Annotated in this window: 16 protein-coding genes; 12 read left to right on the top strand and 4 right to left on the bottom strand. The window is 62.4% G+C overall.

The window, feature by feature from the left end:
• Positions 1 to 17: 17 nt before the first annotated feature.
• The 10 genes from FCS99_RS11710 to FCS99_RS11665 all read left to right on the top strand — a co-directional run bounded on the left by FCS99_RS11710 (position 18) and on the right by FCS99_RS11665 (position 8851).
• The gene (locus FCS99_RS11710) at positions 18 to 2378 is read left to right on the top strand and encodes a heavy metal translocating P-type ATPase (RefSeq protein ID WP_138512748.1); all 2361 of its coding nucleotides are present in this window, start codon (positions 18 to 20) and stop codon (positions 2376 to 2378) included.
• A 54-nt stretch (positions 2379 to 2432) separates the two neighbouring features.
• On the top strand, positions 2433 to 3212 hold the full coding sequence (locus FCS99_RS11705; RefSeq protein ID WP_138512746.1) for a hypothetical protein: 780 nt from the start codon (positions 2433 to 2435) through the stop codon (positions 3210 to 3212).
• Between the two features lies 1 nt (position 3213).
• The gene (locus FCS99_RS11700; RefSeq protein ID WP_171036355.1) at positions 3214 to 4302 is read left to right on the top strand and encodes an acyltransferase family protein; all 1089 of its coding nucleotides are present in this window, start codon (positions 3214 to 3216) and stop codon (positions 4300 to 4302) included.
• Between the two features lie 20 nt (positions 4303 to 4322).
• Positions 4323 to 4772 carry a nuclear transport factor 2 family protein gene (locus FCS99_RS11695; RefSeq protein ID WP_138512742.1) on the top strand — a complete coding sequence of 150 codons (450 nt, stop codon included), beginning with the start codon at positions 4323 to 4325 and terminating at the stop codon, positions 4770 to 4772.
• A 12-nt stretch (positions 4773 to 4784) separates the two neighbouring features.
• Positions 4785 to 5090 (top strand): hypothetical protein, encoded by a 306-nt coding sequence (locus FCS99_RS11690; protein WP_138512740.1) that lies wholly within the window; start codon positions 4785 to 4787, stop codon positions 5088 to 5090.
• Entirely contained in the window at positions 5087 to 5521 is a 435-nt protein-coding gene (locus tag FCS99_RS11685; protein WP_138512738.1) for a periplasmic heavy metal sensor, read from the top strand. Before FCS99_RS11690 ends, FCS99_RS11685 begins: the two co-directional genes overlap by 4 nt.
• The gene (locus FCS99_RS11680; RefSeq protein ID WP_138512736.1) at positions 5463 to 6083 is read left to right on the top strand and encodes an RNA polymerase sigma factor; all 621 of its coding nucleotides are present in this window, start codon (positions 5463 to 5465) and stop codon (positions 6081 to 6083) included. The genes FCS99_RS11685 and FCS99_RS11680 overlap by 59 nt, the downstream gene beginning before the upstream one ends.
• 65 nt (positions 6084 to 6148) lie before the next feature.
• The gene (locus tag FCS99_RS11675; RefSeq protein WP_138512734.1) at positions 6149 to 6874 is read left to right on the top strand and encodes a PepSY domain-containing protein; all 726 of its coding nucleotides are present in this window, start codon (positions 6149 to 6151) and stop codon (positions 6872 to 6874) included.
• 74 nt (positions 6875 to 6948) lie between these two features.
• Positions 6949 to 8040, top strand: a complete 1092-nt coding sequence (locus FCS99_RS11670) for an acyltransferase family protein (protein WP_171036354.1) — start codon at positions 6949 to 6951, stop codon at positions 8038 to 8040.
• Between the two features lie 10 nt (positions 8041 to 8050).
• Complete coding sequence (locus FCS99_RS11665; RefSeq protein WP_138512730.1) at positions 8051 to 8851, top strand: DUF4198 domain-containing protein; 801 nt, start codon at positions 8051 to 8053, stop codon at positions 8849 to 8851.
• 71 nt (positions 8852 to 8922) lie between these two features.
• Here the strand turns inward: FCS99_RS11665 and FCS99_RS11660 are convergent, their stop codons facing one another.
• Positions 8923 to 9243, bottom strand: a complete 321-nt coding sequence (locus FCS99_RS11660; protein ID WP_138512729.1) for a copper-binding protein — start codon at positions 9241 to 9243, stop codon at positions 8923 to 8925.
• A gap of 435 nt (positions 9244 to 9678) precedes the next feature.
• Here FCS99_RS11660 and FCS99_RS11655 point away from each other — a divergent pair, with 435 nt between their 5' ends.
• Together FCS99_RS11655 and FCS99_RS11650 are read left to right on the top strand one after the other, a co-directional pair.
• On the top strand, positions 9679 to 10050 hold the full coding sequence (locus tag FCS99_RS11655) for a DDE-type integrase/transposase/recombinase (protein ID WP_233352786.1): 372 nt from the start codon (positions 9679 to 9681) through the stop codon (positions 10048 to 10050).
• Positions 10051 to 10746: 696 nt separating this feature from the next.
• Positions 10747 to 19830 carry an Ig-like domain-containing protein gene (locus FCS99_RS11650; RefSeq protein WP_171036353.1) on the top strand — a complete coding sequence of 3028 codons (9084 nt, stop codon included), beginning with the start codon at positions 10747 to 10749 and terminating at the stop codon, positions 19828 to 19830.
• Between the two features lie 312 nt (positions 19831 to 20142).
• Here FCS99_RS11650 and FCS99_RS11645 read toward each other — a convergent pair whose 3' ends face one another.
• The 3 genes from FCS99_RS11645 to FCS99_RS11635 form a co-directional block, all read right to left on the bottom strand.
• Entirely contained in the window at positions 20143 to 20643 is a 501-nt protein-coding gene (locus FCS99_RS11645; protein WP_138512725.1) for a hypothetical protein, read from the bottom strand.
• A gap of 91 nt (positions 20644 to 20734) precedes the next feature.
• On the bottom strand, positions 20735 to 21463 hold the full coding sequence (locus FCS99_RS11640; protein ID WP_138512723.1) for an RNA methyltransferase: 729 nt from the start codon (positions 21461 to 21463) through the stop codon (positions 20735 to 20737).
• 25 nt (positions 21464 to 21488) lie between these two features.
• Positions 21489 to 22157: a hypothetical protein gene (locus FCS99_RS11635; RefSeq protein WP_138512721.1), complete on the bottom strand. Its 669-nt coding sequence runs from the start codon at positions 22155 to 22157 to the stop codon at positions 21489 to 21491.
• Positions 22158 to 22170: the final 13 nt, after the last annotated feature.

The following is a 22170-nucleotide window of genomic DNA, read 5'->3' as shown; positions in this document are numbered from 1 at the left end:
CAAAGGAGGACTGCCCGATGAGTTGTCAGCATTGCTCGCCCGAAGAGACACAAGAAGACCTGCATCATCAGCCTGTTGCGACCGACCCGGTCTGCGGGATGGAGGTGCGCATCGGAGCCGGAAAGCCCAGTCATGCGCATGACGGGGAAACCTACCATTTCTGTTCCCAGCGCTGTCACGACCGGTTCGTCGACGATCCTGATCACTTCCTGACCGGGGCCCATTTGCAGTCCTATGAGGACATGCCGGAAGGGACGAAATACACCTGCCCGATGGACCCCGAGATCATCCGTGACGAGCCGGGCGATTGCCCCATTTGCGGCATGGCGCTTGAGCCGATGGGTGTGCCGACCGGTGAAGAGGGCCCCAATCCTGAACTGGTCGATTTTGCCCGCCGGTTCTGGGTCGGCGCCGTCTTGACCGTGCCGGTCCTGCTGCTCGCTATGGGTCCCATGATCGGCCTGGACTTCCTGCGTGACGCTCTCGGTGAAACGCGTGCCGTCTGGGCGGAGCTGGTGCTGGCCACCCCGGTGGTCCTTTGGTCGGGCTGGCCCTTCTTCGAGCGCGGCGTGAAGTCGGTGATCAACCGCCACCTCAACATGTTCACCCTGATCGCGATGGGAACCGGTGCGGCCTACATTTTCAGCGTGGTGGCCGTGTTGGCACCGGATGTCTTCCCGGAAGCCTTTCGGCACGGCAGTGGCCATGTGGGTGTTTATTTCGAAGCCGCAGCCGTCATCATCGTTTTGGTCCTGCTGGGCCAGATCATGGAGTTGCGGGCGCGGGAGCAGACCGGGTCCGCGATCCGTGCACTGCTTGACCTGGCCCCAAAGACGGCGCGGCGCGTGGAGTCTGACGGCGAGGACCGGGAAGTCGCACTGGACATGATCCGGACAGGAGATCGATTGCGGGTCCGGCCCGGCGAGAAAGTCCCGGTCGATGGCGTCGTCGTCGAAGGCCGCTCATCGGTGGATGAGTCAATGATCTCGGGTGAACCTGTGCCGGTGGAGAAGGTCGAAGGCGAACCCGTGACAGGGGCCACGGTCAACGGCAATGGTAGCCTGGTCATCGAAGCCCGACGGGTCGGCAAGGACACGGTGCTCAGCCAGATCGTGGAGATGGTGGCCAATGCCCAACGCAGCCGTGCTCCGATCCAGAAGTTTGCCGATATGGCGTCGGGCCGGTTTGTGCCCGCGGTGATCGCGGTCGCCGCCATCGCCTTCATCGCTTGGTCGATCTGGGGTCCGGAACCGGCCTCGGCCTATGGGCTGATTGCAGCCGTGTCCGTCCTGATCATTGCCTGTCCCTGCGCGCTGGGTCTGGCGACGCCCATGTCCGTCATGACCGCTACCGGTCGCGGCGCCCAGGCCGGCGTCCTGATCAAGAATGCCGAGGCGCTCGAGCGCTTCGCCAAGGTGGATACGCTGGTCGTCGACAAGACCGGAACGCTGACGATGGGAAAGCCCGAGCTGGCTGCCGTGATCGCGTTTTCCAACAACAATGAGGATGACGTCCTGACCGCGGCCGCCAGCCTTGAGCGCGGGTCCGAACATCCGCTCGCTGAAGCCATTGTCCAGGGCGCCAAGAGCCGTGGCGTGACGATGGATACCGCTGATGAGTTCGAAGCCGTCACCGGCAAGGGCGTGACGGGTCGGGTTCGCGGTCGGGCTGTTGCTCTGGGCAATGCTGCACTCATGGATGCCCAAGGCATAGCGGTCAGCGAGGCAGCGACGGGCGAAGCCAATGTGCGAAGAGATGACGGAGAGACCGTCATGTTTGTGGCGGTTGATGGCCAGCTGGCGGGCATGGTCTGCGTTGTGGACCCGATCAAGCCGACGACAGCCCAGGCGCTGGAAGACCTGCACAAACTGGGATTCCGCATCGTGATGGCGACCGGCGACAATGAGCGCACCGCGAAGTCGGTGGCGGCCCGGCTCGGGCTGGACGAGGTGCGAGCCGACGTCCTGCCGCGTGACAAGGCGCGGATCGTGGAAGAGCTGCAAGCCGACGGGCACGGCGTTGCCATGGCCGGTGATGGTGTCAATGATGCCCCCGCTCTGGCGCAGGCCGATGTGGGCATTGCCATGGGCACAGGCGCCGATGTCGCCATCGAAAGTGCAGGCCTGACGCTGGTAAAGGGCGATCTGACCGGCATTGTTCGCGCCCGCAAGCTGGCCCTCGCGACCATGCGCAATATCCGTGAGAACCTGTTCTTTGCTCTTATCTACAATGCGGCGGGTGTGCCTGTAGCCGCCGGCATCCTCTACCCGGTTTTCGGAACCATGCTGTCACCGATGATTGCTGCGGCGGCCATGAGCCTGTCCTCGGTCTCGGTCATCACCAACTCCCTGCGCCTGAGATCGGTTCAGCTCGGCTGAGGGAAAGCGCTACGAGGTGCGTAGTCCGGACTGAACGATCAGGAGGACGATGCCGTGGGGCTTCGCATCGCTTTGGCCGCGCTTGCAGGCGCAGGGGTTATCTTATTCGCATCGGCGCCGGGCTGGGCGCATCCGCCGGCCCAGCATGAGCCCGCTGAAGAGACCGGGGCTCAGGAGCAATCCACGAGCGCCGAACCGGTTGCCGAGACCGTCGGGGAAGTCGGCGCCGAAAGCGAGGCAGCCCCGGCATCCAGCGACACGCTGGCAGATGCGTTCGAGCATGATCATGGAGACGAGCCCGACCCGTGTGTTGATGATAGCCATCATGATGCTGAAGCCGGCCCGGCAGGCGGCCATTCGCACTGGGGCGAAGGCGGTGCCTCGACCCCGTTTGAGCGGGTCATGTCACGCATCGGCGTGTTCCACTCCATTGCGGTGCATTTCCCGATTGCATTGATCCTCGCGGGCGCTCTCGCGCAGGTATTCGTGCTTGCCGGCCGCTTTGGCAGCGGTGGCGATACGGTTCGTTTCCTGGTGTGGACCGGAGCCGCAGGCGGCGTCGTCGCCGGGTTACTCGGCTGGGCCCATTCCGGTCCGATGGCCGCCAATGAGGCCGGCGTCATGCTGGCTCACCGCTATCTGGGCACAGCGCTTTTGTTTGGGCTGGTCGGCCTGGCAGTGCTTGGTGAGTGGTCACGCCGTCCGGGCAATCAGCTGGGCGCGCTTCTATTCAATATCGCGCTGTTCGGATCTGCGTTGGCGCTTATGCTCAACGGCTTCCTCGGAGGCGCCCTGGCCCATGGCGGGCTGCGGCATCTGATTGGCGGCGGCTAGGGTGAGCTATCCTGCCCATCTGGCGTCTCTCACGAGATTGCGGTTCTTCGCCGCCCTGTGGGTCGTATTCTATCACTGGCGAGCACCGTGGGACTTCGACGTCGACGCGGTCACGCAATTGCTGGCAATGGGCCGGTTCGGGGTTGATCTGTTCTTCATCCTCTCCGGATTTGTGCTCGCCCATGTCTACCTTGTGGCGCGCGAAGAAGGCCGGTTCGATTTCGCCCGCTTCCTGGTTGCGCGATTCGCCAGGATCTGGCCGCTGCACATCGCCGTCATCCTGTTTCTCATTCTCGTCTGGGTCACGGCGGCCACGCTTGGTGTGCCCTTCGACATTGAGCGGTTCGCCCTGGCTGACCTGCCCGCCAATATCCTGATGATCCATGCGTGGGGTTTCGCGCCAGATCTGAGCTGGAATGGACCGTCCTGGTCGATCAGCGCGGAATGGTTCGCCTATCTGGCCTTTCCTGCCTATCTGATGGCGGCGCGGGCCCTGAAGCATCGCCCCTGCCTGCTGCTGGGAATAGCCGTCGTTCTCTTTTTTGCACTGGATCAAGTCCATTTGCGCCTTTTTGCCGAGACCCTGCCGATGGCGACAGAGCGCTATGGCGTCATCCGGATCATTCCCGAATTTCTCATCGGGGTCGGCCTATACAGGCTCGGCCAGGCGTATGCCTTGCCCCGTGTAACCGCCCGATATGCATTCATCGCAGTACTCGTTTGCTACCTCTGGGCCGCCCACACCGCCTGGGATGATCGAGCGATCGCGCTGCTCGGAGCGCCGCTCATATTCCTCCTCGCAGAGCTGGACCGGCATGCAGGTAAAACGAGAGCCGGGGCCATGAGTTATCTCGGCGACATTTCCTACAGCGTCTACATGATCCACGTGCCGTTTTTCATGGTCAGCTTCAATCTCTTGCAGGACGTCCTGGGCGTGGTCGATCAGACGATATCCTGGCCGATACTGCTGGCGATGATGGTCGTGATGATCGGTGTTTCAGCGGGCACATATGAGTGGGTAGAGCGTCCGGCGCGTACTCGTTTGCGCGTATGGGGTGAGGCCTGGATCAGCCGGTGGCGCGGGACCTGAAAACGATATGAGAGGGTAAAATGGACTGGATCAGACACGGAAGTATCGGAGCCGCGGCCGCGATCGCGATGTCGTCGCCCGTTCTTGCGGATGATGCTGCAGACATAACCGCTGTTCTAGAGAGCTATTCGGGCGCGCTTGCCGAGGAAAATGTTCAAGAGGCCGAGCGCTGGGTTCTTCCCGACGGAACCGATTTCACAATCTTCGAAGGTAGTGGCAGCGATATCGGTTGGGCGGAGTATCGTGATCATCACCTGGCCCCTGAATTCGCGGCGGAGCATGTGACCTTCCATGTCTATGACTGGTCCGGCTACTCGGTGAATGCGGATCGGAACGTGGCGTTCGCGACCTTCGATATCCGGATGGAGTACGAGGTGCGTGGAGAGGCGCGGGAGCGTGACGCGCATGGAACCGCTATACTTGTTCGCACTGATACCGGTTGGCGCATCAAGCACCTTCACACGTCCTGACGGAGAACTGACATGTCCGACGATAAGCTGGACGAAATCCTCGAAAATATGGGCGGCGCGCCGTCCCCGGTCGACATGGCCGATTTCCAGCCGCGAGTCTGGGCACGCCTCGACGGCGCGGCGCACGGCCATCCAGGCCGCGAAGCGCTTGGCCGTGCTCTCGCCATGCGTGCGGCCCCCGCTGCGGTGGCGTTGCTGATCGGTGGGGTCGTCGGCGCCGGTGCGATCGGTCATGCCGAGCCGGACCTCCTGGCGGTATTCGACGCCGATGCCGGCTGGTCGTTTACCGCGCTCGTGGATGAGGGGGCGGACGGATGATCTGGAGAGCTGGAGTTGTCGCAACCGCCCTCGGGCTGACCAGCGGATTTGCCGGTGTTTGGTTGGGCGTAAATGTGCTTGGCCATCACGATGGAGCCTCGTCCAGCCTGCACGCCATCATCCATGACGAGCTAGCGCTTGATCACGAGCAGGAAGCGGTCATCGAAGCGCTCGAGGCAAGTTTCGCGATGCAGAAGGCCGGGTATGAAAACCGGGTCACGGAGGCGCGGCGCGCAATTGGCCGGGCTCTCCTCGCAGACCGCGAAATGTCAGCCGACGTGGCCGAAGCGGCCGAGGCATTTCACGATGTGATGGGTGAGCTGCAATTGGCCACGCTCAATCACATTTTGGCGATGCGCGAGGTCATGACCGATGACCAGCGCGCCGAGTTTGATGACCGTCTGGCCAACGCCTTTGATGTCGAGGGATAGGGCTGACGGATCTGCCCTCGATCCGACCGACGAACAACTCGCAATCCGCGCCCGGGATGGTGAAAAGCTGGCGTTCAACCAGCTCATGCAGCGTCATGCGCCCAGGCTGGTCCAGTTCCTTGAGCGCCAGGTGGGCGGCAGGGCGGATGCCGAAGATGTCGCCCAGAACACATTCATCGCGATCCATCGCAATCTGGCGCGGTTCGACGCTGACAAATCCTTCGTGACCTGGATGTTTTTCATCGCCCGGAACAAGGCGAAGGATCATCATCGACGCCGCGCGGTTCTCAATTGGGTCGGATTCGAAGATCGAACCGAAATCATGCCCTCGGAGGACCCAGACCCTGAGACGGCCGTCGGAGACAAGGCGGACCTCGCCCGGGCAGACGCCCTGATCCGTGCTTTGCCCGAGGGTTTGCGGACACCGCTTCTGCTATCCGTCCTGGAGGGGTTGTCGCTGGCCGAAATCGGCGCTGCGATGGGAATTTCCGAAAAAGCCGCGGAAGTGAGAGTTTATCGGGCCAGAAAAAAGCTGAAGGACGACTTCTACTGTGAGGGATAGCCGTCTTGCTCACGTGTTTTCTGATCGGGACAAGCCGGCAGCGCCGTGACAGGCAGGGGATATTCATGACAGCGCTGCTTCGCTGGACAATTCGCGCTCACAAATGGCTGGCCCTGATCGTTGGCATCCAGATCGTGCTCTGGATTACCGGCGGTGTCGTCATGAGCGTTTTGCCGCTCGAACGTGTCCGCGGTGAGCACAATATGGCCGAGCCAGCGCCGCTGATGATCGATGTGAATACGGTGCTACCCGCTGACCAGGCATTGTCGGACCTGGATCTCGGCGCGCCCTTCGAGGAAGTCAGATTGCAGGCCTGGCAGGGACGCCCGGTCTATAACGCGATTGCCCACAACGGCGCGTCCGCGTTGGTCGATGCCATGACCGGCGAGCGTATCACGCCGGTCTCCCGCGAAACCGCGATCGAGCTGGCCCGTGCCGATTACGCCGGGGATCCGGAAATCGCTGCGGTTGAGTATTTCGAGGACCCGACCTGGGAGTATAGGCGGCCGGGCGCTGCCTGGCGGATCAGCTTTGCTGATGGCGAGGGAACGCGGATCTATGTCTCACCGGATACCGGCCTGGTGATGGCGCGCCGCAATGATGACTGGCGCTTCTTCGACTTCTTCTGGATGCTCCACATCATGGACTATGAGGAGCGGGAGAATTTCAATAATCCGCTCCTGATTACGGCATCGATTTTCGCTCTGGTGACGGTACTGGCCGGACTTCTCCTGCTGGTCCTGCGCATGCAGCGCCTGGTGAGGATGGAAATCGCGAAGCGCCGGCAATGACCCGAAGGTGAGGGGAGGCTCGACCCGCCGCGTATCCGGTGAAGGATCGCATCGGGAGGGCGCCCATTTTCGGCTTGAAGACCATCGGTTCGGCTTTCACGAGCCGGCATAATCGCCTGACCCCGATTCGCCTCGTCCTGGCCTCGGCCGTGCTAGTCGAACACGCGATTATCGTCACGCAAGGCCCCGAACCGCCTCCGCCGCTGGCGATAAACGGCTGGTCGCTCAGTTATGCGGCCGTGAACGCCTTTTTCATTCTCAGCGGCTTCCTGATTGCCGACAGTCTTGAGCGCCGCGCGGACCCCTACCAGTTCGTCGCCGCCCGCGCTCTCCGTCTGTGGCCAGCGCTGCTTGTTCTGTCCCTCGTGGCCGTCTTCGTTATCGGGCCCGCCGTGACGATACTGAGTGTCCCCGAGTATTTCGGGTCTACGCAAACCTGGTTCTTTCCGGTCAATGTTCTTGCCTTCCTTGATACGAGCCAGGGGCCAGCCGGTATCTTTTCAGGTCATCCCTGGAGCGGTGAATTTTCGGCCACGCTCTGGACGCTGCGGTACGAGGTCATTGCCTACGTGGCGGCGGCCCTGATCTTCTTCTCGCCCCTGCCATGGGGCCGACACGCGCATTTCGTCCTGTTTGCTGTCACGACCGCTGCCCATATTCTCATCAGCCTGTTCTGGGATGACGCGCCGGCCCTGATTGCCAGCGCCGCACGCCTGTCCTCGGCCTTCACGATCGGGATGGTCATTCATGCCTGGCGGCATCGCATCCCCATTCTGCCCTGGCCTCTGCTGTTGGTCGTCCCGCTCTGGCTGGCCCTTGGCGAGCATCCTGGTGCCGAGCTGTTCATGAATCTCGCCATAGCCGCCGCGATGTTTGCGGTTGCCTTTGCGGCGCTCGATCGCTGGCCGACCGGCGCGGATCTGCCGGACTGGTCCTACGGAATCTATATCTGGCACTATCCGATCATGCAGATGGTGCTGTTCTTCGACCCGAACGCCGACCCGTTGAAGATCGGTATCATTGCGGTCCCGGTCACGTGTCTGGTCTCCGCCATGTCCTGGAGCCTCGTGGAAAAACCAAGTCTTGCGTTCAAGACTGCGGTCGGAGACCGGCTTCGGCGAATTTGGAGTGCCAACAGAAAAGGGCCTGCGGGCCCGGAGAACTGAGGGGAATACGATGAAAACTGACAATCGCTCGCCGCGCATGAAGGCGGTATTCGCGGGTGGCCTCGCGGCGCTCCTCGCCAGTTCTGCTGCCTTCGGTCACAAGACTTTCCTGGCTTCACGCGAAGCCATCTGGCCGTCCGGAGAGACTGTCGAGATCGCGATGACCAGTGCGCTGGAATATCCGGACATCCAGTTTGGTCTGGGCCAGGACCGGGTGGCATTTATATCAGCGACAGTCGGCGGCGTTGCCGTGGACGGCCTTTCCTATGCCGAATCCGAGACTGCGTTGGGCATTCGGTTCACACCCACTTCCGTCGGGCTTGGTGTATTGGCGGTCTCGACCCATCCAAGATCCGGTGAAATTCCTCGGGAAAGCATCGACGTATACTTCGAGGAGATCGATGCGGACGCCGACGTGCAGGCGGCCTTTCATGCGCTGCCCGGCTCACCCGCCCTGATGCGCAGCTACTCCAAGCTCACCAAGACGATCTTCTGCGTTGCGACGTGTGAAGGCGGCGAAGAGGCCGTGTTCACACCGATGGGCCAGGCGCTTGAATTTGTGCCGGTGCAGAATGAGGCGCGACGGTTCGCGCTCTACCAGGACAGCGAGACCCTGGCCGGCCATCGGGTCACGATCCACACGCCTGACGGACGGCATTTCGACGCGCTGACAGACGAGATCGGCAGGTTCACCGTTTCAGCTGAGCTGGACGGCGAGGTCCTGCTGTCTGCGATTTCGATTGATCTGCCGGAAACACCGGACGGCAATTATCACAGCGATCAGGCCACGATGACGGTGCGCCTGGATTGATGACCGCACATAAACGGGCGAGCCGAAGGCTCGCCCGGCTATGTCCATGCGGGGCGTAATTTCGCGGAAGGTTACTCCGAACGCGCTTCGGCGGCGATGATCTCGAAGCCATTTTCGCCGCCGATGACGGTGATGGTCAGCGCCGCGTCAGGCTGAAACAGATCGAAATCCACGTCTTCGGCCACTGAGAAGCGCATCATCATCGCGCCCATGCCGAGCTCGGTCAGCGCATCATGCCGAACGAGCGCAGTGCGGTCTTCGGCGTCCGCCGCCCGCACATCCGCAGCGACGGTAGAGCTGGCCTGTTCTTCGGCCTGGTGATGGTTGCCGTGGTGGCCGTGATGGTCTGCGGCAGTCAGGGCCAGAAGGGCAGATGCAAGAACACTGATCATTTCGAAACTCCAGATCGACACAGACCCGATACGCAGCACGCGCGCAGCCCCCTCATCGATAAACCGAATATGCCGACAAGACTATCAGGCGGTGGGAGTGTGGGCACAACCGGTTGCAGCGTGGGCATCTGCTCAAACCAACCGACAGATTGCGCAATCAAGTCGCCCCAGGAGGCATCGTCCTGAGACCTGCCGAGATTCGGTGTCGCGCGTCGGACGCCGAACGGGACAGCTAATTTCGAAACGCCCACCGGTAGAGACCACTTCGCTCCCGTCTGCCTCCACCGCCATTATTCCCTCCAAATCTGGATATGGCACCGGCGCCCGCCGGAAACCCCCGATAGTCCGCGGGTTAGCGCGCCTGTGCGTCGTGGAGGGCTCTGTCAGAGGCGCTTCGCCATGTGATCGGGATGGCGGTTTAGTCGTTTCGGAGCTTTGAAGACCTTCTCCACGAACGCGGCAGCGCTGAAGTTTCTGCGCAAAGCGATGAAGCGATATGGAGCGCCGGATCAGGACGTCACCGATGAGCTGCCGTCCTGCAAGGCAGCGTTGCGCAATCTTGGAAGCCCTGGGCTCCAAGCGATCGGGAGGTGGCTCTGCAATCGCGCCGAAAACTCTTATCAGCCATTGCGGCGGCGAGAGAAAGTCATGAACCGGTCCAGGTCGATGCGAAATCTTCACAAGTTCGCCGCGGTCCAATCCCCAGTTCACAACCAATTCAAACTTGAACGCCACGTTTATCGCCGCGAAGATTTCAAGGAAAACGGCACCCAAGCCTTGGCCGTACGGCGTCGACTTGCCGCCTGACTTGGCTTCAACTCAGACTTTAGGGCCCGCTCCTTTTTTGTCTGACAGCACCGTCATCCCTACCAGGGAGACTGGAGCGAACGCTCAGGACGGCTGGCGCAAGCGAGGCCAGCCCGAGACCGGCTTCCTTCAAGTTCGTCCAATCCATGCTGCACTGACGCGCGCCGACCGTTTGCGTTTTGGTCCTGTTCAGCTCCAGCACTTTTGCAGTCGGGCCGTACCGGCGGCTCCCCGCATGTGTTGTTCGTCGGTCGTGATGGGCGCTCGTTGCATTCCGGTCGCCGAAAAACAGAAACATATTCAAGGTGTTTTCCGTGCGTGCCGCAAAACGCCGCCAAGTCATGTCCGGGGACCCCAATGCGCTGCCAACACTCAACTGAACCGACTCAATTCTGGCAGGGCATGCAGTCCTGGCTGGCGCAAGGAGTCCGGTCGGTCCGGCGGCCTGCCGCTGCGACAATCATGGCGGTCATGTCGGCGGCAATGTTGTCGACCGCTGCCCATGCGCAGCCGAGCACGACTTCTACGTTTGCAACCGGCACCAACGGCTTTGTCATTGATTCCTCAATCTGCGGCACCGAAACGGCCAGTGCGCAAGGCTGGACTATTGTCTCGGTCACCAGCGACGCCACGGGATGTACGAATCGCGTCCGCTTGGGAACGTCCACGCTGTCCGGTGCCCCTTCAGGGGGGTGGTTGCGTTTCAACTCCGGCACAGGCGATTTCGACTATGGCGATCTTCGCGCGGGCACGAGCTTCAACCTGACCTCCATCTGGGTGTCGGCGGCAACGGGCACGTCGGTGCAGGCTCTGGATGCCACCAACACGCCTGTAGGCTCCCCTGTTGCGTTGAGCGATGGATTGAACACGCTCAGCAGCAATACCGATTTTGATGGTGCGTACGGCTTGCGCTTCACTCAGGCCAGCCGGGGTAGTGCAGCGCCGATCGGTGAAATCATCATCTCGGATATCGGTGCGGCCGGCGATACAGACCCGCCCGCCGTCTCTTCCATCACCGTCTCCGGCTCACCGGCGGCAAACGCCACCAGCATGTCCTTCGTCGTCGATTTCGATGAGACCGCCAACAATGTGTCGACGGACGACTTCACGGTCACGACCGCGTCGGGAACGGCGACAGGCTCCGTGTCCTCAGTGTCGGCGTCCAGTGGCGACCCGATTACCGTCACGGTCGGTTCGATCACCGGGACCGGGACGATCCGGCTCGATCTGGACGGCTCAACCAACATCACCGACGACACCGGGAACGGAAACGGCACGAACGGCTATGTCGCGGCATACACATCCGGTTCGACCCATACGGTGGATCGGGATGCACCCAGCGTTCCGGCAAATCTGGATCTGGAGAGCGCCTCGGACACCGGCTCCAGCAGCACGGACAACATCACGAACGACACGACACCGACGATTACCGGGACCGCGGACGCCAATGTCACGGTCTCGCTGCTCTCCAACGTCGATGGGGCCATCGGGTCTGTGACTTCGGACGGATCAGGCAATTGGTCGATCACGGCCAGCACGCTTACAGCGACCAGCCACACGCTGACCGCGACATCGACGGATGGTGCCAACAACACCTCGGCGGCCTCGAGCGGCCTGGCCATTGTGATCGATACGACAGTCCCGAGCGCACCGTCGGCGCCTGATCTGTCGGCCGCGTCGGACAGCGGCAGCAGCAGCACCGACAATATCACCAATGACACGACCCCGACCCTGACCGGTACGTCCGAAGCCTCCAGCACCGTCATCCTGAGTTCCAATGTGGATGGCGTCGTGGGATCGACGACTGCGGACGGATCCGGCAATTGGTCCATCACGGCCAGCACGCTGACCTCGGGATCCAACACGCTGACAGCAACAGCGACCGACGCTGCGGGCAACACCTCTTCGGCCTCGAGCGGGCTGGCACTGACCCTGGACACGACCCAGCCGACCACGTCGGAGGTGTCTGCGGTCTCCTCGCCGACGAGCGACAGCACGCCGAACTATACCTTCACGACGAACGAGACTGGCGTCTTCGCGATGGGCGGGAGTTGTGGCACCAGCTCGTCGACCACCATCTCGTCGACCGGCAATCAGACCATCACGCTGACCGATACGGACAACAGCTCAGCCCTCGCTGACGGCACTTACGCCAATTGTACCGTGACGGTCACGGATACTGCCGGCAATGCGGCTTCCGCCATCGCGATAACGAGCTTCACGGTCGACGCTCAGCGGCCCGAAATCGCCATCTCGTCTTCGGAAGGCGGCGCGGTGGCCGATGACAATATTGACCTGCATGGTGCTGAGCCGGCCGGAACAGCGAAAACGGTCACCTACACCATTACCAATTCGGGATCGGACACGCTGAACCTGACCAGCGCGTCGGCGTCAAACACGTCCAATATCAGCGGCTCCGTGACGGTCGGTTCTTTCAGCGCGTCTACGGTCGCGTCCGGGGGCGGCACGGCAACCTTTACGGTCACTTACACGCCGGCCAGTGCCGGCGGGTTCTCCTTCGACCTCGACATTGTCAGCGATGATGCAGATGAGGCCAATTACGACATCCGGGTCAGTGGTTCCGCGACCGAAGCTCCGGGCTTCTCGGCCGCCTTCTCGCCGGACTCCATCGCCGAGGGCGGCACGTCGACACTGACTTTCACCATCGACAATGTGGGCAACAGCTTCGATGCCACAGCGCTCGATTTCACCAACAACCTGCCGTCCGGTGTCGTCATCGCAACCCCGCCGAACGCGTCGACGACCTGTACGGGGGGCACGCTGACAGCGACGGCTGGTAGCGGCACGATCAGCTATACCGGAGGCGCTGTTACGGCTGATTCCAGCTGTACGGTCGGTGCGGACGTCACAGCCAGCGCCAGCGGCAGTTATGCCAATACGAGTGGCGATCTCACCTCGTCGCTCGGCAATAGTGGCTCGGCCTCTGACACGCTGACGGCGACGGATGCGACAGCCCCGACGCTGACGGCCTTTGCCCGCAACACGCCTTCGAGCGAAAATACCAATGCCGACACGCTGGTTTTCGACATCACCTTTGATGAAAGCGTCAGCAATGTCTCGGCCGATGATTTCGAGATCACCGGCACCACCGCGACCGGCGTGATCGCCGGGTCGGGTGACAGCTATACGCTGACCGTGTCCGGTGGAGACCTGGCCGCCCTGACGGGAACTGTGGGCCTCAATCTGGCATCGGGGCAGAACATCACGGACACTACGGGCAATGCGCTGGGGGCCGGCGAGCCGGCGACGGATGAGACCTATACGCTCTCCAGTCAGGCACCGGTTCTGGCCTCATTGACGCGCCAATCCCCGACCGATGAATTCACCAATGCCGATACGCTGACCTGGGACTTTGCGTTCAGCTCGATTTCCGGAGGCTTCGATCTGGATGCTTCCAATTTCGTGCTGACCGGGACGACGGCGACGCTTTCAGTGTCCCGCTACTCCACGGGCTTCACTGTGACGGCCAGTGGCGGTGACCTGGCCGGTCTGGACGGCGAGGTCTTGATCAATCTGGTCGGCGGTGTCGCGGACGAGTACGGCAATGTGCTTTCCACCGGCACGCCGACCGGCGCGAATGAACGCAGCTATACGGTGGACAATACGGCGCCGACCGTCTCGAGCATCGCCCTGTTTCCGGGAACGTCCACGCCGACAAGTGCCGATGCGGTGTCCTGGGCTGTGACATTCAGCGAAAATCTCGACACGACGAGCATCTCCGGCGCGGACTTTTCGGTGACCGGCACCACGGCGACACCGACCGCCAGCCATGTCTCAGACGATAGTTACGAGATCTCTCTGGCCGGTGGGGACATGGCCAATCTGAATGCAACGGTGGAACTGTCCCTCGCCAGTGGTGTCACCATCACCGACAAGGCCGGTAATGCTTTGGTCAACACCACGCCGACCGGCACGAACAACAACGCCATCGTCGTGCAGAACGACGTAACAAGCCCGGATGTCACGATTTCCAGCGGGGCGTCGGACCCGGTGACGGGCGCTTTCTCTGTCACCTTCACCTTCACCGAGGATGTCACGGGCTTCGTGCTCGGCGATATAGTGGTGGGCAATGGTTCTGCGTCCAATTTCGCCGGTTCGGGAGACACTTACACGGCTGACATATCACCGGATGACGAAGGCACGGTCACCGTCGATGTGGCGGCTGATGTTGCGGAAGACGGGTCCGGGAATGGCAATACCGCTGCGACCCAGTTCACGATCGAGGCGGATTTCTATGCGCCCGGCGTCACGCTGAGTACGTCGGACAGCGCGAAGACACCGGGCAATCCGTCTTCGCCGGATTATGTCACGGCACCCTTCACGGTCGATGTCGAGTTCACCGAGGCAGTCACGGGGCTGACGGCCGGGAATTTCGTGGTCTCCAACGGCACGGCCGGCAATCTGACCGGTTCCGGTACGACCTATACGGTCAGCATCACACCGGCTGCCGATGGTGAAATCGATATTTCACTCGGCTCGGGCGCGGCCCAGGATGCGGCCGGCTTTGACAGCCTGGACAGCAACACCCTGTCCGTGACGTTTGACGGAACCGTGCCGACGGTGAGCCTGGACGCGCCGGACACGGCGACGAGTGGCGTCGCCAGTGTCTCGCTGGTCTTCTCCGAATCCGTTGTCGATCTGACCGTGGACGATATTTCCGTCACCAACGGCACGGCCAGCAATCTGACCCCGGTCACGAGCACTTTCTACACCTTCCAGATCACACCCGATGCAGACGGCACGGTGACCGTGATTTTCCCGGCCGATGGCGTTCAGGATGTGGCCGGGAACGGCAATACGGCGGCGCCGCAAGTCAGTTATGAAAGTGATTCCGCCGGTCCGACATTGACGATCTCGAACGGTGGCATGCCGGCCATCTCCGGCAATTTCACCGCGACCTTCACCTTCTCCGAGGATGTGACGGATTTCGACCAGTTGGACATCAGTGTCAGCGGCGGCGGTGTGTCCACGTTCTCCACGGTGAGCGCGTCGGTCTACACGGCACTGATCGTGCCCTCCACGGACGGTACGTTGACGATCGATGTGCCGGCTGCAGCCGCACAGGACGCGGCGGGCAATGCCAGCCTGGCGGCGTCGCAATTCTCCGTTGAGACCGATTATGAGGCACCGACGGTCAGTCTGAGCACGAGTGATGGCACTTCGCAGACCGTCAATTTTGTGACCAATGACTATGTCAGCGGCAGTTTCACGGTGGATGTGGAGTTCAGCGAGGCCGTGACCGGACTCGAACTGTCGGACTTCGATCTTCTCAATGCGACCGCCAGCAATCTCAGCGGGTCGGGGACGACATATTCCGTCACGATCACGCCTGACGCCGATGGCGACGTCTATGTCTATCTGGGCAATGATGCGGCCGAGGATGCCGCCGGTAACGGCTCTGAGGACAGCAATTCCCTCCATGTCATCAATGATGAAACCGGGCCGGCACCGGCGCTGAGCTATCCGCCCAGCGGGTCGGTGACGGGAGACAGTCTCGAACTCCAAATCTTGTGGGGGGAAGCCCCCCTCGGATTCGAATTCAGCGACCTGGTCTTGAGCAATGCCACGCTGACCGATCTGCAAATGATCGAAGACAATGGTTCGGTTGTCGGCGCTCTGGTCACGCTCATGCCCGACGGCCCGGGCACGCTGACGCTGACCCTGCCTGCCGGCGTTTTCACCGACCAGCTGGGCAACGCCAACACGGCCATGGATGTGTACTCGGTCGAGGTCGACACAGCCGCGCCGGAGGTCACGATCACCAGCTCGGCCGTGGAACCGGTGACCGGTGCTTTTTCCGTCACCTTCACCTTCACCGAAGATGTGACCGGTTTTGCCGTGGATGAGATTGCGGTCGGCAATGGCACCGCCTCCAATCTCCAGGGGTCCGGCGATACCTATACGGCCGACATCACGCCGTCTGCAGACGGTGCGGTGACCGTGGATCTGGACTTCAATGCCGTCGAGGACGCCGCCGGCAATGGCAATTCCGCGGCCACGCAGTTCTCGATCGAGAGCGATGTCAGCCTGCCCTCCGTTGTGATTTCGACGTCTGCGGGCGACCCGGTCTCGGGCATATTCACGGCGACGTTCACTTTCTCTGAGTCCGTTTCCGGCTTTGCCGCGTCGGACATCAGTGTCGGCAATGGCTCTGCCTCCAATTTTGCGGGGTCTGGCGACCTCTACACAGCCGACATCACGCCGGCGGCTGACGGTGCTGTGACGATCGATGTCGGCGCCGATGCGGCCGAGGATGCGGCCGGCAATGGCAATAGTGCGGCGACGCAATTCTCCATCGAGAATGATGAAACCGCACCGACCATCGTGTTCTCGACGGACGCCGCCGCCCTGGTGTCGGAAGCCTTCACCGCGACGGCAACCTTCTCGGAGGATGTCACCGGCTTTGATGCAGGTGATCTCAGCCTGACCAATGCCACCGTGACCGACTTCACCGCCTCGAGCGGCTCGGTCTACACGATGACGATCAATCCGGTGACCAATGGTACTGTGATCGTCGGCCTGGGAAGCGGTCTCGCCAACGATGCGGCTGGCAATGGCAATGTAACCTCCAACGACCTGGAGGTGACCTATGACGGCACGACGCCGTCGGTGTCGATCAGCTCGACCTCGACCGGACCGGTGTCTGGCGCTTTCGACGTGTTGATCCAGTTCTCCGAAAGCGTTTCGGGCTTTACCGTGGATGACGTCTCGGTGGGCAATGGCGTCATCTCGGATTTCGTCGGGTCCAGCTCCACAGACTTTGAAATGACGGTCACGCCGTCTGCGGACGGCACGGTGACGGTGGACGTTGCGGCGGATGCGGCTGCGGATGATGCCGGAAACGGCAATACGGCCGCCGATCAGTTCTCGATCGAGAATGACCAGACAGCGCCGACCGTGACGATTTCCACAGCGTCCAGCGACCCGGTCTCGGGCGCTTTCACGGCGACCTTCACCTTCTCTGAGTCCGTTTCCGGCTTTGCCGCGTCGGACATCCGTGTCGGCAATGGCTCTGCTGCGAATTTGGCGGGATCCGGCAACATCTACACAGCCGACATCACGCCGGCGGCTGACGGTGCTGTGACGATCGAGGTCGGCGCCGATGCGGCGAAGGATGCGGCCGGCAATGGCAATAGTGCGGCAACGCAATTGTCCATCGAAAGTGACGGCACCGCGCCAAGTGTGGTGATCACGTCCGGCGTCGACGCTCCGGTGTCGGGTTCCTTCCTGGTGACCCTGATCTTCTCGGAGGATGTGACCGGGCTCGAACTGACCGAACTTCTCGTGACCAACGGAACGGCCGCAGAGCTGACCGGTTCCGGTGACACCTATACCGCCGAGATCACGCCGGAGAGCGATGGCACGGTCACCATCGAACTCGCGGCTGACAGCGCGCAGGACAGTGCGGGCAATGGCAATACGGCTTCGGAGCCGTTCTCAATCGAGACCGACGCGACGCCGCCGGCGGTCACCCTGTCTGTGGCTGAGGATGGAGTTCTGTCCGGCCCGTTCACGCTGACGGTGAGCTTTGCCGAGACGGTTACCGGCTTTGCCCTGGACGATCTGGTCATCAGCAATGGTACGGCCTCGGGCCTGGACGGTGATGGCGAGGTGTTCACCGTGCTGATCACGCCGGACGATGACGGCGATGTGACGATTGATATCGCGGCTGGCGCGGCACAGGACAGTGCCGGCAATGACAGCACTGCGGCCGGCACCCTGGTTGTTAGCAGCGACTCGACTGCGCCGGTCCTGTCGATCGTCCTGCCGGGCGAGGAGACAGAGGGCGCGTTCACGGCACGCTTCGAATTCTCTGAAGATGTGACGGGTTTTGAGGCGTCGGACATCAGCGTGTCGAATGGTGCCGTGTCCGATTTTGCCAGCGAGAGCAATCAGGTCTTCGCCGCGACGATCACGCCGGCAACGCTGGGTGACATCGTCGTCAGCGTTGCCGATGCCGCCGCACAGGATGCCGCCGGCAATGAGAGCGCGGCCGTGGACGCCGCTATCGAGGCGATATCGCGTCCCATAGAGGTGTCAGTCGTCATCGACGATGATGTGGAGAATGTCACGGACATCTCGGCGCAGGCGACGATCACAAATCCGGGCAGTCAGGAGATCCAGTTCCGGGTCGAGGTGGATGTGCCCTGGATCGCGGTTGATCCTGCGTCCGGCACCATCCCGTCGCTGGGCGCGATCGAGCTGAACATCGCGATTCTGGAGGCCGCGAATGATCTGGAACCGGGTGAGTACACAGGCATTATCTCGATCATCAACGAGACCTCAGGCGCCGCTGCGGCGAAAGGACCGAACACCCGTGCGCGGGCCGAGGGCGACAGTATTGTCGTGGAGATTCCGCTGACAGTCACGATCGAGGAGCGTTTCGGCACGATCCAGCTGGTGTCGACAACGCCCGGTGGGGTCCAGCGCGACGAGACCTTTGTCTTCGCCTCTTCCCTGGCGGCGCTTGACGGGCTCGAACTGACGACCAGCCAAGGCTATGCGGCTTCGGCCATCGTCGAGACCCGGTTCGGCGCCTATGACGTCACGCAGGCCCTGCCGGCCGGCTGGCGCTTGGACGACATTTCCTGCTCCGGCGACCTGGATGGCGGATCGAATATCGATCTGGGTACGGGGCGTGTGGACATCGATCTCGATCCGAACGAGTCCATCGTGTGTACCTTCAATAACACGCGTGACGAGGAAGCGGTCCGGCTGGCGACCATGCGGACCATCAACAACTTCATGGTTCGTCGCGCCGATCGCATCCTGTCTGGCGCGCCGGACCTGACCCAGCGCTTGCGCGACCGGACGGCCTCGTCGCCGGGCAGCTTCAGCGCGGACATCCAGGGCGGGCGCAGTGTCATGTCCATGCAGACCAATCTGGCCGGCATTCGCAATCACGTGAAGCAAAGCCGTCCGCAAATGCCGGGCGTGACGCTGGACCCCGACGCTGCGGGCACGTCGTTTGATGTCTGGATGCGTGCGGACTTCAGCGCGCTGTCGGACACGCGTGACGGTGCGGACGTGTCGAGCGATTTCGGTCTGTTGCAGTTTGGCGTCGACTGGCAGCTGAATGAGGCATCCCTGGTCGGTCTCATCTTCCAGCGCGACTGGATGGATGAAGTGACAGCCGACATTGCCGAAGAGGCCGGAGCGATCCGGGGCGCACGTGTTGACGGCGCGGGCTGGATGGCAGGTCCTTACGCTGTCTGGGAAGTGGCCGATGGAACCTTTGTCGACGTGATGGCTCTTTGGGGGCAGTCCGACAACACGGTTGATCCGCTGGGTCTGTACGAAGACGAATTCGAGACGACGCGGATGATGTTGCGCGCCAACATCACGGGCGAGTGGCGCTCGGATAACTGGCGGATCCGGCCTTCAGCGTCTCTGGCGCATTTCGAGGAGACCCAGCATGCCTATGTCGACAGCCTGGGTATCGATATCCCCGAGCAGACTGTTTCGGTCGGTCGCTTTGAGGCCGGACCGGAATTCGTCTACCGGTTCGAGCGGCAAGACGGCACTTGGTGGGAACCGGGTGTCAGTCTGAGCGGTGTCTGGGACTATGATCCGGCCGACCTGATGGATGAGCAGGGCAATTCGGTCTCGACGGGCGCCTTGCGGGCCGATGCCGGAATCACCCTGCGCGGGCGCTTGCCCGGCGGCGTGTTCCTGTCCGGCGAAGCCAGTTTCAACGGTCTCGGCGAGGGTGACTTCTCGGCCCGCAGCGGGCGTCTGCAAGTTAGCCTTCCCTTTTAGAGACGATAGACTCGCAAGGGTGCGAGGCAGCGGCGGCTGTCGACAAATGCGGATTGGTTTCGACTGACCAAACAGGGTCCTGGCGCCGGTAACAGGTCGGCGCCATTCATGAACACGCACCGACGTCGAGGACGGCCGTTCAAGCGCCTTGCGCGAATGGCGTCAATTCCGTCCTGATGCAGGTTCAAATCCGGTGTTTCGAGACCGCAGCGCATTTGTCTGACAGCCCCGCCATTATTCCCCCAGTCCAAAAAATTCAGCCCCGGCGCTGGTCGCGCCGGGGCTTGCGGGGTTTGCGTGAGTTGAGGGGCGTCAGCCGTCCCCGGGTGGGGTGCCTAGCTGGGAGCGGTCCTGTGTCAGGTTGATGCTGTGGAAGCCTTCGCCGGAATATTCCAGCGTTGGACAGGGCGCTTCCGCGTGGCGATCGGCATTCAGCAGGCAATGATCAATCATGTTGTCGATGCGCAGATCGGCACAGGCCGTGTCGGTGTTGAGGCCGGTTCGGGCCTCTGACACGGCAATCCCGCTGTCATCATAGCCGTTGAAGACATACTGCAGGGGCAGGCGCGTCATGCCCTGTCCGCGCGTGTCGACGAATCGGACATCCCCGTACACCGCATACAGGTCGGTCTCCGGCACATTGACGCGGGCAACGCGCCGGGGTTCGCAGACTCCGTCTTCGGTCTCGTGGGCGTAGAAGGTGATCTGGACGGTTCCCGGAGCGGGCGCCGTGTCCGACTGGCAGGCGGTGAGGGCGAGGGCCGCGCTGCCGGCCAGCAGGATCTGAATCCCTTTCGGATAAACGTGGTTCATGGAAGCGTCTCGTTGTGGATGAATGAGTGGGGCGGCCCCGCGAGCGTCCGTCCGGGCAAGCCGGAGGCCGTCGAGGGGCCGGATGGCCGGACTAGTTTCCGAACAGGCGGTTCAGGGCATTCCGGGTTCGTTCCTCGACCTCTTCACCGGTTCGGCGGTCGGCCTGGTCACGCACCTGGTCGCCATAGCGACCGAGCACACCGTTCAGGACGCCGGCCTCCTCATCCTCGCCGGCCGGCACGGCGGCCATCCCGCCCATGTCGAGGTCCAGATAGCCCTGGGGCGTCTCGAACAGGGCCGGTGATTGCGGCGCGCGTTCGATCGCGGTCACCTGGTAGAGGACCTCGCCATCCACGGCCTGCCGCAGAAGGATGCCGTCCGGCGTGAAGCAGGCCGCCGCGCGGACGATTTCGCCGTAGGCATTCTGGGTGTCCTGGACGTGGTCGGTGCAGGTCTCCCCCGCAATGCTCAGGGTCTGGCCCCGGGCCGGCATGTCCGGAGCCCGAAAGCCGATATCGGCCATGGGCGTGCGGTCCGGTGACAGGCGCAGAATGGTGCGCGAGCTGTCGGGCACATCACGCCCGACCGGGAAAATCGCGGCGTCGCCCGTATCATAGTCCAGCAGCATGACATGCGCGTAGGGCGCGCCGGACAGGCCTGCCGGAAGGGTCATCCGGGTCCAGGATCCCGAGGCGCGCACCTCGATCTCGTGCGTGGCATCCTGCATCGAGACCTGGGCCGTGGCGCGGTGGTCCGGGATGGCGGTGAGGTCGGGTGTCGTCTGGATGAGAAGCGACAGGGTCAGGGTTGTCAGCAACATGGTTGTGTCTCCTTTCGGGGTGGGTTCAGCGCCGGGACCGCAGCGGCAGGATGACCGCGCGGGAGGGCAGGTCCCCGCTGGCGTCGATCACCGCGATGATCAGGCCGTCATTGAGACGGGCCTGGCGGATGCTGCGCTCGGTGAGGGCGGCGAGGTCGCTGGGCGCGTCGCCCAGAATGGCGTCCCGCATGTCCGCCGTGAGAGGCGTTCCGGGCTCAAAATTGTCGCCCGGAAAGAAATTGTCGCCGGGGAAGAAATTGTCTCCGGGGAAGAAATTGTCACCCGGGAAGAAGTTGTCTCCGGGGAAGAAATTGTCCCCCGGAAAGAAGTTGTCGCCCGGAAAGGCGCGCCCCTCATCGTCACTCGCCTGGCCGAGCAGTCCGGCCAGGGTGTCGCGTGAGCGGGATGGCAGCCGGAAGCCCGCGGACAGGTGGACATCGGCAAGGCGCCGGTCCTCGACGCGGATCAGCAGGACTTGCCCGTGTTCGAGGCCGTAACCGGCACACAGGACAAGCGACTCAGACAGGTATCGATAGAGCCCGGCTTCGGCGTCCCGGTGTGTGATTTCCCGGTCTGCCGGTTCGGCCGAGAGCTCGATCGTGTCGCGGCAATCGGCGAGCGCCGTGGCTGACAGACCCATGGCCGCGAAGGCCGCCATGAGCCAGCTGGCCGGTTTGGAAAAGTGAATGGACATCATGTCCTCCAAA

Origin of the sequence: Maricaulis alexandrii, from assembly GCF_005871165.1 — a bacterium.
In the GTDB taxonomy this organism is placed as follows: Bacteria; Pseudomonadota; Alphaproteobacteria; order Caulobacterales; family Maricaulaceae; genus Maricaulis; species Maricaulis alexandrii.
This window is presented reverse-complemented; position numbering and strand designations above follow the sequence as displayed.

Coding starts and splice junctions, on each gene's coding strand:
- FCS99_RS11710 (WP_138512748.1), top strand. CDS start 18: ATGAGTTGTCAGCATTGCTCGCCCGAAGAGACACAAGAAGACCTGCAT.
- FCS99_RS11695 (WP_138512742.1), top strand. CDS start 4,323: ATGGACTGGATCAGACACGGAAGTATCGGAGCCGCGGCCGCGATCGCG.
- FCS99_RS11690 (WP_138512740.1), top strand. CDS start 4,785: ATGTCCGACGATAAGCTGGACGAAATCCTCGAAAATATGGGCGGCGCG.
- FCS99_RS11685 (WP_138512738.1), top strand. CDS start 5,087: ATGATCTGGAGAGCTGGAGTTGTCGCAACCGCCCTCGGGCTGACCAGC.
- FCS99_RS11680 (WP_138512736.1), top strand. CDS start 5,463: ATGACCAGCGCGCCGAGTTTGATGACCGTCTGGCCAACGCCTTTGATG.
- FCS99_RS11675 (WP_138512734.1), top strand. CDS start 6,149: ATGACAGCGCTGCTTCGCTGGACAATTCGCGCTCACAAATGGCTGGCC.
- FCS99_RS11665 (WP_138512730.1), top strand. CDS start 8,051: ATGAAAACTGACAATCGCTCGCCGCGCATGAAGGCGGTATTCGCGGGT.
- FCS99_RS11660 (WP_138512729.1), bottom strand. CDS start 9,243: ATGATCAGTGTTCTTGCATCTGCCCTTCTGGCCCTGACTGCCGCAGAC.
- FCS99_RS11645 (WP_138512725.1), bottom strand. CDS start 20,643: ATGAACCACGTTTATCCGAAAGGGATTCAGATCCTGCTGGCCGGCAGC.
- FCS99_RS11640 (WP_138512723.1), bottom strand. CDS start 21,463: ATGTTGCTGACAACCCTGACCCTGTCGCTTCTCATCCAGACGACACCC.
- FCS99_RS11635 (WP_138512721.1), bottom strand. CDS start 22,157: ATGTCCATTCACTTTTCCAAACCGGCCAGCTGGCTCATGGCGGCCTTC.